Origin of the sequence: Amycolatopsis solani (assembly GCF_033441515.1) — a bacterium.
Lineage (GTDB): Bacteria > Actinomycetota > Actinomycetes > Mycobacteriales > Pseudonocardiaceae > Amycolatopsis > Amycolatopsis solani.
Genome location: NZ_JAWQJT010000002.1, coordinates 2,675,890 through 2,691,114 on the forward strand (window position 1 = coordinate 2,675,890; position 15,225 = coordinate 2,691,114).

At 71.3% G+C, this 15,225-nt stretch carries 14 protein-coding genes; 7 read left to right on the forward strand and 7 right to left on the reverse strand.

Going from position 1 to position 15,225, the window contains the following annotated elements; all coding sequences use genetic code 11:
- The first annotated feature begins 25 nt into the window (after positions 1-25).
- From uvrB to SD460_RS32795, 3 genes are read left to right on the forward strand one after another with little or no spacing between them, the layout of a single operon-like run.
- On the forward strand, positions 26-2,182 hold the full coding sequence (uvrB, locus tag SD460_RS32785; RefSeq protein ID WP_290057735.1) for an excinuclease ABC subunit UvrB: 2,157 nt from the start codon (positions 26-28) through the stop codon (positions 2,180-2,182).
- 40 nt (positions 2,183-2,222) lie between these two features.
- Complete coding sequence (locus tag SD460_RS32790; protein WP_290057734.1) at positions 2,223-2,429, forward strand: hypothetical protein; 207 nt, start codon at positions 2,223-2,225, stop codon at positions 2,427-2,429.
- Complete coding sequence (locus tag SD460_RS32795; protein ID WP_290057733.1) at positions 2,426-2,773, forward strand: MmcQ/YjbR family DNA-binding protein; 348 nt, start codon at positions 2,426-2,428, stop codon at positions 2,771-2,773. The genes SD460_RS32790 and SD460_RS32795 overlap by 4 nt, the downstream gene beginning before the upstream one ends.
- On the opposite strand, the gene SD460_RS32800 is transcribed toward SD460_RS32795, so the two are convergent.
- Together SD460_RS32800 and SD460_RS32805 are read right to left on the reverse strand one after the other, a co-directional pair.
- On the reverse strand, positions 2,770-3,162 hold the full coding sequence (locus SD460_RS32800) for a VOC family protein (RefSeq protein WP_290057731.1): 393 nt from the start codon (positions 3,160-3,162) through the stop codon (positions 2,770-2,772). The two genes, SD460_RS32795 and SD460_RS32800, sit on opposite strands and share 4 nt — an antisense overlap.
- Positions 3,163-3,221: 59 nt before the next feature.
- Positions 3,222-4,613 carry a S28 family serine protease gene (locus SD460_RS32805; RefSeq protein ID WP_318307192.1) on the reverse strand — a complete coding sequence of 464 codons (1,392 nt, stop codon included), beginning with the start codon at positions 4,611-4,613 and terminating at the stop codon, positions 3,222-3,224.
- A gap of 299 nt (positions 4,614-4,912) precedes the next feature.
- Between SD460_RS32805 and SD460_RS32810 the strand changes: the two genes are divergently transcribed.
- The gene (locus SD460_RS32810; RefSeq protein WP_290057729.1) at positions 4,913-5,413 is read left to right on the forward strand and encodes an SRPBCC family protein; all 501 of its coding nucleotides are present in this window, start codon (positions 4,913-4,915) and stop codon (positions 5,411-5,413) included.
- On the opposite strand, the gene SD460_RS32815 is transcribed toward SD460_RS32810, so the two are convergent.
- The 3 genes from SD460_RS32815 to SD460_RS32825 are packed head-to-tail and all read right to left on the reverse strand — an operon-like array spanning position 5,410 to position 9,951.
- A complete protein-coding gene (locus SD460_RS32815) occupies positions 5,410-6,150 on the reverse strand; it encodes an enoyl-CoA hydratase/isomerase family protein (protein ID WP_318307193.1) in 741 nt (246 codons plus the stop codon). The genes SD460_RS32810 and SD460_RS32815 overlap by 4 nt on opposite strands.
- A 19-nt stretch (positions 6,151-6,169) precedes the next feature.
- Positions 6,170-7,093, reverse strand: a complete 924-nt coding sequence (locus SD460_RS32820; protein ID WP_290057727.1) for an ABC transporter permease — start codon at positions 7,091-7,093, stop codon at positions 6,170-6,172.
- The gene (locus SD460_RS32825) at positions 7,090-9,951 is read right to left on the reverse strand and encodes an alpha/beta fold hydrolase (protein WP_290057725.1); all 2,862 of its coding nucleotides are present in this window, start codon (positions 9,949-9,951) and stop codon (positions 7,090-7,092) included. Before SD460_RS32825 ends, SD460_RS32820 begins: the two co-directional genes overlap by 4 nt.
- Before the next feature lie 304 nt (positions 9,952-10,255).
- Here SD460_RS32825 and SD460_RS32830 point away from each other — a divergent pair, with 304 nt between their 5' ends.
- From SD460_RS32830 to SD460_RS32840, 3 genes are read left to right on the forward strand one after another with little or no spacing between them, the layout of a single operon-like run.
- On the forward strand, positions 10,256-11,218 hold the full coding sequence (locus tag SD460_RS32830; protein ID WP_290057724.1) for a TerC family protein: 963 nt from the start codon (positions 10,256-10,258) through the stop codon (positions 11,216-11,218).
- Positions 11,219-11,258: 40 nt separating this feature from the next.
- Positions 11,259-13,199 (forward strand): S9 family peptidase, encoded by a 1,941-nt coding sequence (locus SD460_RS32835; protein ID WP_290057723.1) that lies wholly within the window; start codon positions 11,259-11,261, stop codon positions 13,197-13,199.
- A complete protein-coding gene (locus SD460_RS32840; RefSeq protein WP_318307194.1) occupies positions 13,181-13,831 on the forward strand; it encodes an HAD family hydrolase in 651 nt (216 codons plus the stop codon). The genes SD460_RS32835 and SD460_RS32840 overlap by 19 nt, the downstream gene beginning before the upstream one ends.
- Here the strand turns inward: SD460_RS32840 and SD460_RS32845 are convergent.
- Positions 13,813-14,469, reverse strand: coding sequence for an RES family NAD+ phosphorylase (locus SD460_RS32845; protein ID WP_290057721.1), 657 nt, complete (start codon positions 14,467-14,469; stop codon positions 13,813-13,815). The two genes, SD460_RS32840 and SD460_RS32845, sit on opposite strands and share 19 nt — an antisense overlap.
- Positions 14,470-14,520: 51 nt before the next feature.
- The gene (locus SD460_RS32850) at positions 14,521-15,102 is read right to left on the reverse strand and encodes a MerR family transcriptional regulator (protein ID WP_290057720.1); all 582 of its coding nucleotides are present in this window, start codon (positions 15,100-15,102) and stop codon (positions 14,521-14,523) included.
- Positions 15,103-15,225: the final 123 nt, after the last annotated feature.

The window sequence follows — 15,225 nt, forward strand, 5'->3', positions numbered from 1 at the left end:
GGTGCCGAGGCCTACTCTGGTTCCCGTGGCTTTCGCAACCGAACACCCCGTGCTCGCCCAGTCCGACTTCCGGCCCGTCTCGGAGATCCCGCGGACCGGCGGCCGGTTCGAGGTGGTCAGTGAGTACCAGCCCGCCGGTGACCAGCCGGCGGCCATCGACGAGCTCGAACGCCGGATCAACTCCGGCGAGAAGGACGTCGTGCTCCTGGGCGCCACCGGCACCGGCAAGTCGGCGACGACGGCGTGGCTGATCGAGCGTGTCCAGCGGCCGACGCTGGTCATGGCGCCGAACAAGACCCTCGCCGCGCAGCTGGCGAACGAGCTGCGCGAACTGTTCCCGCACAACGCGGTCGAATACTTCGTCAGTTACTACGACTACTACCAACCCGAGGCGTACATCGCCCAGACCGACACCTACATCGAGAAGGACTCCTCGATCAACGACGACGTCGAGCGGCTGCGGCACTCGGCGACGATGAACCTGCTGTCGCGCCGCGACGTCATCGTGGTCGCCAGTGTCTCCTGCATCTACGGCCTGGGCACGCCGCAGTCGTACCTCGACCGGTCGTCCAAGCTCGCGGTCGGCATGCAGCTCGACCGGGACGTCTTCCTCCGGGCGCTGGTCGACGTCCAGTACACGCGCAACGACATCGCGTTCGCGCGTGGCACGTTCCGCGCGCGTGGCGACACGGTCGAGATCATCCCGGCGTACGAAGAGCTGGCGATCCGGGTCGAGTTCTTCGGCGACGAGGTCGAGAAGCTCTACTACCTGCACCCGCTGACCGGGGACATCGTCAAGGAGGTCGACGAGGTCCGCATCTTCCCGGCGACGCACTACGTCGCCGGTCCGGAGCGGATGGAAAAGGCGATCCAGGGCATCGAGAAGGAGCTCGAAGAGCGGCTCGCCGACCTCGAGCGGCAGGGCAAGCTGCTGGAAGCGCAGCGGCTGCGGATGCGCACGACCTACGACATCGAGATGATGCGCCAGGTCGGCTTCTGCTCCGGCATCGAGAACTACTCGCGCCACATCGACGGCCGCGGTGCCGGGACGGCGCCGGCGACGCTGATCGACTACTTCCCGGAAGACTTCCTGCTGGTCATCGACGAGTCGCACCAGACCGTCCCGCAGATCGGCGGCATGTACGAAGGCGACATGTCCCGGAAGCGGAACCTGGTGGAGTACGGCTTCCGCCTGCCGAGCGCGGTCGACAACCGGCCGCTGACCTGGGAGGAGTTCTCCGACCGGATCGGGCAGACGGTGTACCTGTCGGCGACACCGGGGCCGTACGAGATGGGGCAGGCCGGCGGCGAGTTCGTCGAGCAGGTGATCCGGCCGACCGGCCTGGTCGACCCGAAGGTGGTCGTGAAGCCGACCGAGGGCCAGATCGACGACCTGGTGCACGAGATCCGCGAGCGGGCGGAGAAGGACGAGCGGGTCCTGGTCACCACGCTGACCAAGAAGATGTCCGAGGACCTGACCGACTACCTGCTGGAGCTGGGCATCCGGGTGCGCTACCTGCACTCGGAGGTCGATACGCTGCGCCGCGTCGAGCTGCTGCGGCAGCTGCGGGCGGGCGACTTCGACGTGCTGGTCGGCATCAACCTGCTGCGTGAGGGTCTCGACCTGCCCGAGGTGTCGCTGGTGGCGATCCTCGACGCGGACAAGGAAGGCTTCCTCCGGAGCGGGACGTCGCTGATCCAGACGATCGGGCGTGCGGCGCGAAACGTCTCGGGTGAAGTCCACATGTACGCGGACAAGATCACCGACTCGATGCGGCACGCCATCGAGGAGACGGACCGCCGCCGGGAGAAGCAGGTCGCCTACAACGAGGAGCGGGGCGTCGACCCGCAGCCGCTGCGGAAGAAGATCGCCGACATCCTCGACCGGGTGTACAGCGAGGCCGAAGACAGCGAGCAGGTCTCGGTGGGCGGCTCGGGCCGCAACTCCTCGCGCGGCAAGAAGCCGGAGCAGGGCGACCGGGTGCGCAGCTCCGGGATGCTGGTCGACAAGGACGTCTCGGCGATGCCGCGCGCCCAGCTCGCGGACCTGATCCAGCAGATGACCGACCAGATGATGCAGGCGGCCCGCGACCTCCAGTTCGAGCTGGCCGCCCGGCTGCGCGACGAGATCTCCGACCTGAAGAAGGAGCTGAGGGGCATGGACGCGGCCGGCATCAAGTAACCGCGGCCGGCGGCGAGGGGAGGCAGGGAACTCTCACACCATGGCGATGAACATCAAGGACGTGGAAACGGAGCGTCTGGCGGCGGAGGTCGCGGAGCTGACGGGGCTCCGCGGCGGTTTGCCGGATCGGCGCGCCCACGCTCGTCGAGACCACCTCGGTCCTGGTGCACAAGGAGGGGGCACGGGGGAAGGCGTTGCTGGCCGCTTACTGCAGACCGACCTCGAACTGGTGAAGCTGGAGCTGTGAACATCGACGCCGTGGTCGCGTACTGCCTCGCCAAGGCGGGCGCGGAAGAGACCTACCCCTTCGGCGACCACGTGCTCGTCGCGAAGGTCGGTGGCAAGGGCTTCGCGTTCATCGGGCAGGAAGAGCCCGGCAGCGTCGCCGTGAAGTGCGGTGCCACGAAAGAAGAAGCGGCCGAGATCCGCACGCGGCACCCGGGCGCGGTGACCGTGATGGACTACGTCGGCCGCTACGGCTGGAACCGCGTCGAACTCGGCGCCGGGGTCCCGGACGCCGAGCTCGAAGAGCTGATCGACGCCTCCTACGACTCCGTCGTCGCTCGGCTGCCGAAGGCGAAACGTCCCTAGGCGGTGGGTGCCGGGGCGTTCTCGTCCGGTTGCAGCATGCCGAAGATGTTGCCTTCGGTGTCCTTGCAGTAGGCCAGCCACCCGACCCCGGGAACCGGGTTCTTCGGCAGCGCCAGCGTCCCGCCGGCGTCGTTGACGTCGGCGAGCGACGCGTCGAGATCGGTCACGGAGATCGTGTTCACGAACCCGTGGACCGGCGCGGACGCCTCGGGCGCGGGGCCCTGACGGGGGACGAGCCCGCCGTCGATGCCGTCGCCTTCCCCGGTCGAGATCACCCAGTACGGGACCTCGCCCCAGCGTTCGAACTTCCAGCCGAACACGCTGGTGTAGAAGGCCACCGCGCGCTCGGGGTCACCCGCGTGGATCTCGAAGTGGACGGGACGACGCATGCCGCCTCCTCGGGCCGGGTTGTCAGGTGCCGTGAGGCTACGCCCGGCCCGGGCGGAAGTCACAGCGGCGGCCGCGCCGAAAGGGTGAGGTCCGTGTCGAAGTCCGGGAAGCCGGCCGGCGCGCTGCGGGCCGTCAACGCCGAGGTCGGCGGCAGGCCCGCCCAGCGGCGGACCGTCGCCGTGGCCGCCGCGGCGTCCGCCGGGGCCAGCTGGGCGATCTTCGACCCGTGGTTGCCGCCCTGGACGTAGTAGCGGTACGAGTCGCGGCTGCCGAAGCCCAGTTCGAAGGGCTCCGCGCCCCACGGGTCGTTCGAGCCGTACACGAACAGCAGCCGCGAGCCGCGGGATTTCACCCAGAAGTCGATGTCCGGCATGGCCGCGTAGTCGAAGCGGGGCAGGCGGACCGACGACGGCACGAACGTCTTCGGCTGGTCGGCGCCCGGGTAGCGGAGCAGGTCGCGGAGGTAGCCGTCGTACGCCTCGGGCGATCCCAGCTGGACCGCCGCCTGGTAGTAGTACGGGATGTAGGGCGCCAGGTCCTGGTCGGAGTAGGTGTTGAGGCTCTCCACCTTCTCGTACCAGGCGTAGACCTCCGCCGCGGGCGCGCCCGCCTTCGGGACCGTCGCGCAGTCCGCCTGCGTCTGGTACTGCCAGAACGCGAAGTACGAGTCGATCACCGAGATCTCGAGGGACTTGTCGGCCGAGCCGACGATCGAGAACGTCAGCCCGCGGGCGGCCGCGTCCGCCGCCGCGATCCGGCCCAGCTCGTCACGCCGCTTCAGCGCGTCACGCTGGATCGCCTTCAGCGCGTCGCGGCAGCCCGGGTCGTTGCCGACGCGCGAGAGGAACCGGTTGTAGACGTCGACCGGGTCGATGACGTCGTTCGGGGCGACGTACGGGATCGTCGCGTCGACGTCGTCGGGGAAGAAGCGGCGGAAGTACGTCGCCGTCATGCCGCCCTTGCTGCCGCCGGTCGCCAGCCACTTGCCCGGGTAGATCGCCTTGAACGCCTGCACCGCGCGGTGCTCGTCCGCGGCGGCCTGCCAGATCGTCAGCTGCTTCGCCCAGTTCTCCGGCTCCGGCCGCGACGGGGTGAAGTAGCGGTACTCCATCGACAGCTGGTTGCCGTTGACGATCTGGGTCGGCTCGGACCGGTTCGCGGAGCCGCTGACGTTGTAGCCGCTCGTGTAGGCGACCGTCGGGGCGGCGAAGTCGCGGTGCAGCAGGGTGAACCGCTGCTGGAACGTGCCCGCGCCGGGGTGGCGGTGGTCGGCGGGCTGGGTGTAGGTGAGCTTGAAGAACCGGAAGCCGGCCGGTGCCGGGTCCTCCGACGTGATCGTCAGGCCCGGGATCTTCTGCAGCTCGGCCTTGATGTCGGGGGCCGCCGCGGCCGCCGGGGCCAGGCCCGCCATCGCCAGCAGAACCGCGCCTGCGGTGAACAACCTGCGCATCGAGCACCTTCCCCAGCCGACCGAACCCACTGAGACAGCCGGGGCTTCACCCCGGGCCGGGGGCTCCGCCACCCGGACCCCCGCAAGACCTTCTGTGGGACCCTCACAGAACCGGCCGGGGTCGGCAATCGGCTGTCCGGGCGCAGATTCGGTCAGGACCCGACTTTCGGCGGGTACGGCCGACGCCGGGTCGGCGTCCTCCACCGTGCGGGCCGCGGGCACCGTGCGAGTTGTCCGCGTGATCGGCGCCACGTTACCGTCCGAAGCCGTAGGCACCGGCATCGAGCGAGGGGTCCGCCATGAAGGTTTCCGACTGTCCTACGACGCAGGTCGAAGTCCGCATCGACGCCGGCCCGGACGAGGTCTGGTCCTGGCTGCTCGACGTCGACCTGCCGGCCCGGTTCTCCACCGAGTTCCAGGGCGGCCGCTGGGTCGAGGGCAGCGAGCCCGGCCTCGGCGCGCGGTTCCGCGGCCGCAACTCCCACCCGGTCGCCGGGGAGTGGGAGACGGTCTCCACCATCACCGGCTACGAGCCCGGCCGGCTGTTCGCGTGGGCCGTCATGGACGTGACCAACCCTGCCGCGTCGTGGAAGTTCGAGCTCGTCCCGGACGGCGACGGCACGATCCTGCGCCAGTGGGCCCAGATCGGCCCCGGCCCGTCCAACCTGACGACCATCATCGGCTCGATGCCGGAGCACGAGGACGAAATCGTCGCGATGCGGCTCGGCGAGCTGCAGGCCAACATGCAGAAGACCGTCGAAGGCATCAAGGCCCTCGCCGAAATCGGCGTGCGCGCCTAACGCAGCACCCGGTCCACATAGGACTTGACCGCGGCCAGTGCCGCGGGTGCCTGCCACAGCCGCTCGACCTCGGGGTCGTCGGCGTGGCGGTACTCGGCGATCCGCTCGTGGAAGGGCTGCCGGATCTGGGCCTTGGTGTGCGCGAACGCCTCGGCCGGCAGCTCGCCGAGCCGGGCCGCGACGGCGAGCGCCCGCTCGAGCACCTCCTCCGGCGGAGCCAGCTCGTCGACCAGGCCGGCGGCCAGCGCGTCTTCACCGCCCCGGGTTTCGCCCGAGTAGGTGAGTGACGGCAGCGGTGCCGTGCCGTAGGCGCAGCGCAGGATTTCCAGTGCGGCCAGCGGGAACGGCACCCCGACCAGCAGTTCGGTCACGCCGATCGTGCCGCCGCCGAGCACGCGGTGGTCGCACGCGGCGGCGAGCACGGCGCCCCCGGCGATGGCGTGCCCGTTCAGCGCGGCGACCACCGGGCGCGGGCTGCCGAACACGGCCAGCAGCGCGTCCGACAGCAGCGGCAGGAACTGCGCCACGTACGAGGCACCGCCGTCGTCGATCCGCTTGAGGTCGACGCCCGCGGAGAAGACCCGCCCGGTGCCGGTGAGCACCACCGCACGGGCCTGCTCGGCCTCCTCCAGCCGCAGCACGAGCTCGCGGCACGAGTCCGTGTCGAGGGTGTTCCCGCCGCCGTGGTCGATCCGCAGCACGGCGATGTCCTGGTGGCTCTCCAGCGTGATCGGCACGGGCCCGACCGTACCGGCTTCAGCTCGTGATGTCCTTCCGCGCGAACCGCCGCCCGGCGTACAGGAAGAACACCGTCCCGTAGAGCACCGCCGACAGCAGGCCGCTCGCCAGGTTCGTCCAGTCGACGTCGGTGGAGATCAGGTCCATCCACGAGAACGCGTAGTGCGTCGGCAGGTAGTTCCGGAGCCCCTCCAGCGCGGTGATCTGGTCGAGGATCTGGGACAGGATCGCCACCAGCACCGCGCCGCCGACCGCGCCGAGCGGGGCGTCGGTCGACACGCTCAGCGCGAGCGCCAGCCCGGCCACCCAGGCCAGCTGCAGGATGATGTACACAGTGGACAGTGCGATGGCCAGCAGGCTGTCGCCGAAGGACACCGCGTCGCCGGTCGGGCTGATCGCGTCGCCCGCGCCGTACCAGAGGACGCCGACGCCGAGCGACACCAGCGGCAGCAGCACCAGCGCGAACGCCGAGAGCAGGCCGGACACGATCGCCTTCTGCCGCAGCACCCGCTGCCGCGGCACCGGCACGGCCAGCAGGTACTTCAGGCTCGACCACGACGCTTCGCTCGCGATGGTGTCGCCGAAGAACAGCGCGACGATCATCGGGAGCAGGAACGTCCCGGACACGAACAGCGCCAGCACGACGAAGTTCGGCGCGGACGCCGTGGCCAGGTCGACGAACCCGCCGCTGCGCCGGTTCGGGTTCGACTGCCCCGCCTCGAACGCGATCACCAGGATGAACGGCAGCAGGGCGACGAACCCGAGCAGGAACTGGGTGCGCCGCCGCTTGAGCTGGCGCCGCAGTTCGACGCCGAGCCGCAGCGTCCGGCGCGCCGAGTAGCCCTCGACGGCGCCGTCCGGCCCGACTCCGGCGTGCTCGGCCGACGCGACGTCGCTCAGCTCGTCGAGCGCGTGCGGATCGGTGTGGACGCCTTCACTCACGACTCTTCTCCGACCAGTTGCAGGAACGCGTCTTCCAGCCGGCGCCGGGGCCCGGCCTGCTCCACCGCGACGCCGGCGCGGACCAGCGCGGCCACGCCCTCGGCCCGCGGCAGCTCGCCGAGGTTCGCGTGCACGAGCTCGCCCTCGACGTCGACGTCGGTGACTCCGCTGAGCGCCTTGAGCGCCGCCGCGGCGGCCGCCGGGTCGTCGACGCGGAACGTCGCCTCGCCACCGGCCGCGGCCAGCTCGCCGACCTCGCCCGAGGCCACCAGCGAGCCGCGGTGCATCACCACGACGTGCGTGCAGGTCTGCTCGACCTCGGCCAGCAGGTGGCTGGAGACCACCACGGTGCGGCCGGTCGCGGCGTACCGCTTCAGCACCTCGCGCATCTGGTGGATCTGGGGCGGGTCGAGCCCGTTGGTGGGTTCGTCGAGCACCATGAGCTCCGGCAGGCCGAGCATCGCCTGCGCGATCGCCAGCCGCTGCCGCATGCCCTGGCTGTAGGTCCGCACCCGGCGTTCGACGGCCGAGCCGAGCCCGGCGATCTCCAGCGCCTCGGCGAAGTGCGCCTTGTCGGCCGGACGGCCGGTCGAGGCCCAGTACAGCTCGAGGTTCTCCCGGCCGGACAGGTGCGGCAGGAAGCCGGAGCCCTCGACGAACGAGCCGATCCGCGAGAGCACCGGCGCGCCGCCGGTGATCTTGTGCCCGAACACGCGGATGGTGCCTTCGGTCGGCGTGATCAGGCCCATCAGCATCCGCAGCGTGGTCGTCTTGCCCGCGCCGTTCGGCCCGAGCAGGCCGAGCACCTGCCCCGGCTCGACGCGGAACGAGAGGTCCTTCACCGCGACGAACCCGCCCGCGTACTGCTTGCGCAGCCCTTCGATGACCAGCGGGGTCGTGGCCAGTTCCGGGTCGATGTCGGTGGCCCGGCGGCGCCGCAGCGCCGCGAAGAGCACCACGGCCAGGCCGATCGCCAGCGTGACGCCGATGCCGACGAGCTGCCCGACCGGGGCCGGCGAACCGACCGACGTCCCGGGCACGACCGGCACGGCCAGCGCGGTCCCGCTCGCCAGCGCGATCCGGAAGACCGCGGGCGAAGCCGGGGCGGCGAACGCCTGGTCGGTGGTGCCGACGACGAGCCGCAGTGAGTGGCCGCCTTCGATCGGGCGGACGATGCCGGGCAGCGTCACGGTGACGTCGACCGGCGAGCCGTCGGCGGGCAGCCCGCTCACCCGGAACGGCGCGATCGCGTTGGCGGGCAGCACCCGCGACCCGTCCTGCCCGACGTCGTAGAGCTTCGCGAAGAGCACGGCGTCCGGCTGCGGGTGCGCCGGGTCGGCGGCGACCCGCAGCCGCACGGTCGACGACCCGCTGACGACGACCTGGCTGTCGACCGGCGCGGTCGTGAACTGCGCGGCCTGGCCCGGCGGGTCGTTGCTGAAGAGCGCACCCAGCCGTGACGTGCTGCTCGCGATGCCGTTGAGGCCGGGGATGCCGCTCACCGCCGAGGGGTTCGCCCCGGCCGGGCGCACCACCGGTTGCGCGGGGCCGGACATCGCCAGCAGCCGCCGCTCGGTCGCGGGACCGGTCAGGCCGGGGTAGGCGTCGGCGTTGACCGTGCGGACCGACGGTGTCCCGTTGGCGCGCAACGTGCCCTGGACGTCGTAGCTGAACCCGGTGCCGGGGTCGCCGCCGTTCACCGCGGTCCACAGGAAGTCGCCGATCTTGGCGCGCAGCTGCGGGCCGGGCTTGCCGCCGTCGTGGCCGCCGGTGTACCAGATCGTCTTCACCTTGCCGCCGGCCGCGGTGATCTGCCGGGCGCTGGCGTCGGACTGGTCGAGGCCGAAGAGCGTGTCGCTCTCGCCCTGCACCAGCAGGGTCGGCACGGTGATCTTGTCCGTCACGGACGCGGGGGACACGCGGCGCAGCAGGTCGACGCTGGCCTGGCTCGCCTGCCCGGTGGTGCCGAGCTCGGTGTAGGCCCGGCAGACGGCGGCGGTGAACCGGCCGCACGGGTCGGCCGGTCCGCTCGCCCGGCCCCCGCCCGCGCCCGGGGGCACAGCGGGGACGGCGGCCGCGGCTCCGGCGGCGCCGGTGGAGCCCGTGTCCGTCTCCTGGCCCGCTTCGGGGGCTTCGGCCGACGGCGATCCGCTCGACGCGGCGCCCGAGCCCGCCGAGAAGAAGATCCCGGCCCAGCTCTTCTTGAACACGCCGTCGGTGGCGAACGCGCCGGCCGACGGGGTGCCCGGCGCTGTGAGCGCGGGCGTGGCCGCGTTCGGGACCAGGCCCTGCGCGAGGTCGTTGTAGGTGATCACCGGGGCGATCGCGTCGACGCGCTTGTCCGTGCCGGCCAGCAGCAGCGACAGCGCACCGCCGTAGGAGGCGCCGGTGACCGCGACCTTCGGGTCGCCGTTCGGATCGGTCGTCACCTGGTGCTGCGCGACCAGCCGGTCGATCAGGTGACTTGCGTCGGCGACTTCGCCGTCCGGGTCGTTGAGGCCGATCTTGCCGGTGCTCTTGCCGAACCCGCGTGCGGACCACGTCATCACGACGAAGCCCTTCCGCGCGAGCTCTCGGGCGTCGTCGGCGACGCTGTTCTTGTCCCCGCCGAAGCCGTGCGCCAGCAGCACCGCGGGTGCGGGCACGGTGGCCGGGAGGTAGGTGGTCGTGTCGATCTTGACCTGCTCCGCCGAGCCGGGGGCGGCGGGCAGGTCGATCAGCGCGTCCTGCGTGGGCACCGCCGCGGGCGCGGCGGGCCGCGTGGTCCAGAAGACCGCACCGGCGGCCAGGACCACGACGACCGCGGCGAGCGCGGTGAGGCGGGCTCCGCGAGTGCGCGGGAGCGGGAATCGGGGCACGAGGAGAACCTATTTGAGGTTTGCTGAGAGTGCTCCGCGTGGTTCACAGCGATCACACGCCAGGGACCACCTGGTGGACCGAAGTGACCGAAATTACAGGACCAACACGGTGACGTGCGGTGTTCCGGCTGGCGTTCGGGTGGGGGTAACCGGCAGACTGGAACGGCTGTGAGGGGAGTATTCCTTCGCGGCGGTGTCGTCAGCACGGTGGCCCTGCGCCCCCGGCACCGTCGGCCGGTGTTTTCACCGGCGGGAGAGACCTCCGGTTAGTTGCTCATGCGCACTATCCGGAGGTTCTGGTTCCATGACTGTCCCCCTGTGGCTGTGGATCGCCACGATCGGCGGCCTGCTCGCGCTCATCGCGCTGGACCTGGTCATCGTCGATCGCAAGCCGCACGAAGTGACCACGGGGGAAGCCGCTCGCTGGGTGATCTTCTACATCTCCTGCGCGGTGCTCTTCGGTGCGGGCGTGTGGATCTTCGCCGGGCACGACCCGGGCGTCGAGTTCTTCACCGGGTACATCACCGAGTACTCGCTGAGCGTCGACAACCTGTTCATCTTCATGATCATCATGGCGTCGTTCAAGGTGCCCGCCATCCACCAGCACCGCGTGCTGCTGGTCGGCATCCTGCTCGCGCTGGGCTTCCGCAGCGTCTTCATCGCCATCGGTGCTGCGCTCATCGAGCAGTTCGTCTGGGTCTTCTTCCTCTTCGGCGCGGTGCTCGTCTGGACCGCGGTCAGCATGCTGCGCGGCAAGGGCGAGGACGAGGAGTACCACGAGAACGCCGTCACCCGGCAGGTCCGCAAGATCGCCCCGGTCACCGACGACTACCACGGCCACCACTACACGGTGAAGATCAACGGCAAACGGATGATCACGCCGATGCTCCTGGTGATCGTGGCCATCGGCTCGGCGGACCTGCTCTTCGCGGTCGACTCGATCCCGGCCATCTTCGGCATCACGCAGGAGGCGTTCCTCGTCTTCACCGCCAACGCGTTCGCGCTCATGGGCCTGCGGCAGCTGTACTTCCTGCTCGGCGGGTTGGTGACGAAGCTGGTCTACCTGACCTACGGCCTCGCGGTGATCCTCGCCTTCATCGGCGCGAAGCTGTTCCTGCACGCGCTGCACGAGTACCACGTCGTGCCGGACTGGCTGGACATCAACAACTGGATCTCCCTCGGCGTCATCATCGTCGTGCTCACCGTGACCACGGTGGCCAGCCTGGCCAAGGCTCGGCGCGACGAGCGGAAAGAGGTCGCGGCGTAAGTCGTTCGCAGCGCTAAGGGTTTCGGGTACGGTCAGGGGCGTGCGCCCTGCCGACATCGAAGCCCTCGCCGCCCCCGGCCGTCCGGCCCTGCGCGGAAACCTGCTGCTCACCGCGCTGAGTCACCCCGATCTGAAGGCGAACGCCGCCCGCAGCGCGCTGCGGCGGGTGTCGCTCGACGGCGGCGAATCCGCGTGGACGCACGGTCCGCGCGACTCCGCCCCGTCGATTTCGCCGGACGGGCGCTGGGTGGCGTTCCTCCGCGCGGGGGAGGGCAAGGGCGCCGACGGCAGCCCGCAGCTGCACGTGATGCCCGCCGACGGCGGGGAGGCGCGGCGGCTGACTTCGCTGCACCTCGGCGCCGGCGAGCCGGTGTGGGCGCCGGACTCGCGGCGGATCGCGTTCACCGCCCGGGTGCCCGAGCCCGGCCGCTACGGGACCGAGGACGCCGACGGCGAAACCCCGGAGCCGGCCGCCGAGGCCCCGCGCCGGATCACCCGCATGGACTACCGGCTCGACGACGTCGGCTTCGTGGGCGATCGCCCGCTGCGCTTGTTCGTCGTCGACGCGGCCGAGCCCGCTGAAGACCCCGAGCCGCTGACCGGCGCCGGTTACGACGCGAGCCACCCGGCCTGGACGCCCGACGGCACGCGCGTGGTCTTCACCGCGCCGCCGGAGTGGGGTGCGGCCGAGAGCGACTTCCGCGACATCTGCGCTATTTCCGCCGAGGGCGGCGAACCCGAGGTCGTCGTGCGCGGCGACGGCTACTCCGAGCGCCCGGCGTTCGGCGCGGACGGCACGTTGTTCTACTTCGGGCAGTCCTTCGAAGAGCACCGCGAAGCCGGGATGACCGGTCTCTACGCGGCGACGCCCGAGTTCGGCGCCGGCCCGGTGAAGGCCCGCCGGCTCACCGACATCGAGACGGTCGACTGCGAATCCTCGGCGGGCGCGCCGGCCCCGCGTGGCTCCGAGGTGCTGGTGGCCGTCCGCAACCGCGGCGCGGTGGAGCTGCGCGCGGTCGCCGCCGACGCCGCGGACGCGCCGTTGGCCGACCTGCCGGTGGTCTACGCCGACCGCACGGCGCTCCGGTCCTTCACGCTCGACGGTTCGGTGCTGGCCGCGGTGATCGCGACGCCGTCGAGCGCCGGTGAGGTCGTGCTCCTCGGCGGCGGCGAGCCGCGCGTGCTGACCGACTACTCGAAGCCGTTGCGCGACAAGGGCATCCGGCCGATGATCGAGCTGGAGACGACCGCGCCGGACGGCTACCCGGTGCACGGCTGGCTGGTGCTGCCGGAGGGCGAGGGCCCGCACCCGGTGCTGCGCGTGATCCACGGCGGCCCGTTCACCCAGCAGGAGTGGGCGGTGTTCGACGAGGCCCAGGTGTACGCGGCCGCGGGCTACGCGGTGGTGGTCGGCAACCCCCGCGGCTCGGCGGGCTACGGCCAGACGCACGGCCACGCGATCACGAACGGCTTCGGCACGGTCGACGTCGACGACGTCCTGGCCCTGCTGGACAAGGCGCTCGAACGCCCGGACCTGGACGCCTCCCGCGTCGGCGTAATGGGCGGGTCGTACGGCGGTTTCATGACGAGCTGGCTCGCCGCCCACCACGGCGAGCGCTTCAAGGCGGCGTGGAGCGAGCGCGCGGTCAACGCGTGGGACTCGATGGTCGGCAGCTCGGACATCGGCTACTTCTTCGTCGACGCCTACATCGGTGCTTCACCGGAAGTCCAGCGCGACCGGTCGCCGCTCTCGTACGCCGATCGCATCGAGATCCCGTTCGCCGTGGTGCATTCGGAGCACGACTGGCGCTGCCCGCTGGAGCAGGCGGAGCGGATGTTCGTGGCGCTGCGCCGCGCGGGCGCGCCGGCGGAGATGCTGCTGTTCCCGGGCGAAGGCCACGAGCTGACCCGGTCGGGCCGTCCGCGGCACCGGGTGCAGCGCTTCGAAGCGGTGTTGGAGTGGTGGGCGCGGCACCTGTGACGCGGGGGCTCGTCTGCTTCGACGTCGACGGCACCCTCGTGCCCGGCACGAGCTCGTGCGCGTGGGTGGCCGCGGCGCTGGGGCACGAAGCCGAGCTCGTCGCGGCCGAAGCGGCGTACGGCGAGGGCCGGCTGACGAACCAGGAGGCGTCGATCATCGACGCCCGCGGCTGGGCCGGGCACACCGAAGACGAGGTGCTGGCCCGGCTGGAGACGCTGCCGCTGGTGGCGGGGATCGGCGAGACGGTGGCGTGGTGCCGCGAGCACGACCTGCGCCCGATCCTCACCACGCTCGCCTGGACGCCGGTGGGACGGCTGCTCGCCCGGCGGTTCGGGTTCGCCGCCTACTGCGGCCCGGTGCCCGAAGCCGTCGGCGGCCGCTACACCGGGGAGGTCGCCGAGCACCTGGACGAGTACGGCAAGCGCGACTTCGCGCTGGCCCAGGGCTTCGCGCCCGAGCGGTGTGCCGCTGTCGGGGACAGCCGGTCCGACCTGCCGCTGTTCGCCGCCGTCGGGATGAGCATCGGCTTCAACGCGGCGCCGGACGCGCGGGCCGTCGCGACCCACCTCGTGGACGGCGACGACCTGCGGGCAGTCCTGCCGCTGCTGGAGCGTCAGTTCAACAGCGTGTAGTTCAGCTCTTCGCAGACCCGGCCCAGCGGGACGTCCAGCCCCGGGTGGTCCAGGGGGAGCAGCACGTCCGGCGCGATCGGCAGGGCCGCGCCCGCCGGCGGGTCCCACAGGCAGATCGCCGGGTCGCCGGAGTCCATCGAGGAGCGGTACCAGAGGCCGTCGAGGTCGCTGAACGCGCCGCGGATCGCGCGGGCCCACGCCTGCGTGAGCTTCTTGGGGCCGCTCGAGATCTCCTGGGACGAGCCGACCCGCGTCGGCCAGAGGCCGGTCAGGTCGAGCAGGCGCAGCGTGCGCGTCGGGCGGACCACGACCAGGCGGGGGCCGCGCGTGCGGCGATCCACCGTCGAGCTGGTCTGGAAGACCTCGGCGATCGACGTGCGGACCGTGAGGCCGAAGTAGAGGACCCCGTTCGCGGGGTCGGTGACCGGCGCGCCGCCGCGGCCGGGTGGCTGCTGGTCGAACCGGCCGTGCGGGAGCGGGCCGGTGTAGCGGAACGAGTTCCACTGCTGGGGGTGGTTGCCGTGCGCCGTGAAGATCCGCACCAGCCTGGTCGCGGGCTGGACCGTCACCACGTCGTCGGCGCGGTTCAGCTGCCGGACCAGGACGGATCGGGCGGGCGGCAGCGGTAGCCGGGCCATGGGTCGGGGGTGGTCCGTCCTTGTCGGTGATCTTGCTCGGGGAGGTCCAGCCTAGAGCGGCGAGCCGAGCGTGGCGATGAGGCGGGCGACGTGGTCCGGGTCACCCCCGGAAAGGAGCCACTGGCGCGGGGTCGCCGCGTGGTCGTTGATCACCAGATCGGGTTGCGGTGTGCTCATGAAGGCGGCGACGACGAGCGCGGGCTGGTCCTCGGGCAGCGCCTTCAGCACGACCTCGAGGCCGGGCAGCACGCCCGAGCCGGCGAACTGCCAGGCGGGGAGCTTCCAGCCGCCGTCCTTCCAGCCGGTCAGCCTGCCTTCCTTGAGGCGGTGCCGGATCCGGCTGTCGTCGACCCCGAGGGCTTTCGCGGCTTCGTTGACGCTCAGCGCCCCTTCGGCGAGCACGGCGTGGGCGGCGACGGTGCGCGCCCGGAAGTCCGGTTCGTCCTCCCGCCGCGGCGCGAGGTCGAGGCCGACGTCGGTCAGCGCGGCGCGCTGGTCGGCCGAAAAGTAGTGCGAGGGATCCGGATTCGGTGGCGACAGTCTGCGCGCCGCGTCTTCGACGAGCGTGAGGAACTCGTGCGCGTCGACTTTGAGGCCCGCCTTGGCGAGGATGTTCTCCAGCGCTACAGACATGGGATCCAGGTTAACCCGAAACAGCGCGCGTGTGCGGGTTCGTGCGGTTTCTTGCCCTGTCTGTGGGTGAATTCACCAGAGATCGACACTTACCGCACATCACCCAACACGTTGAGTAGGCAA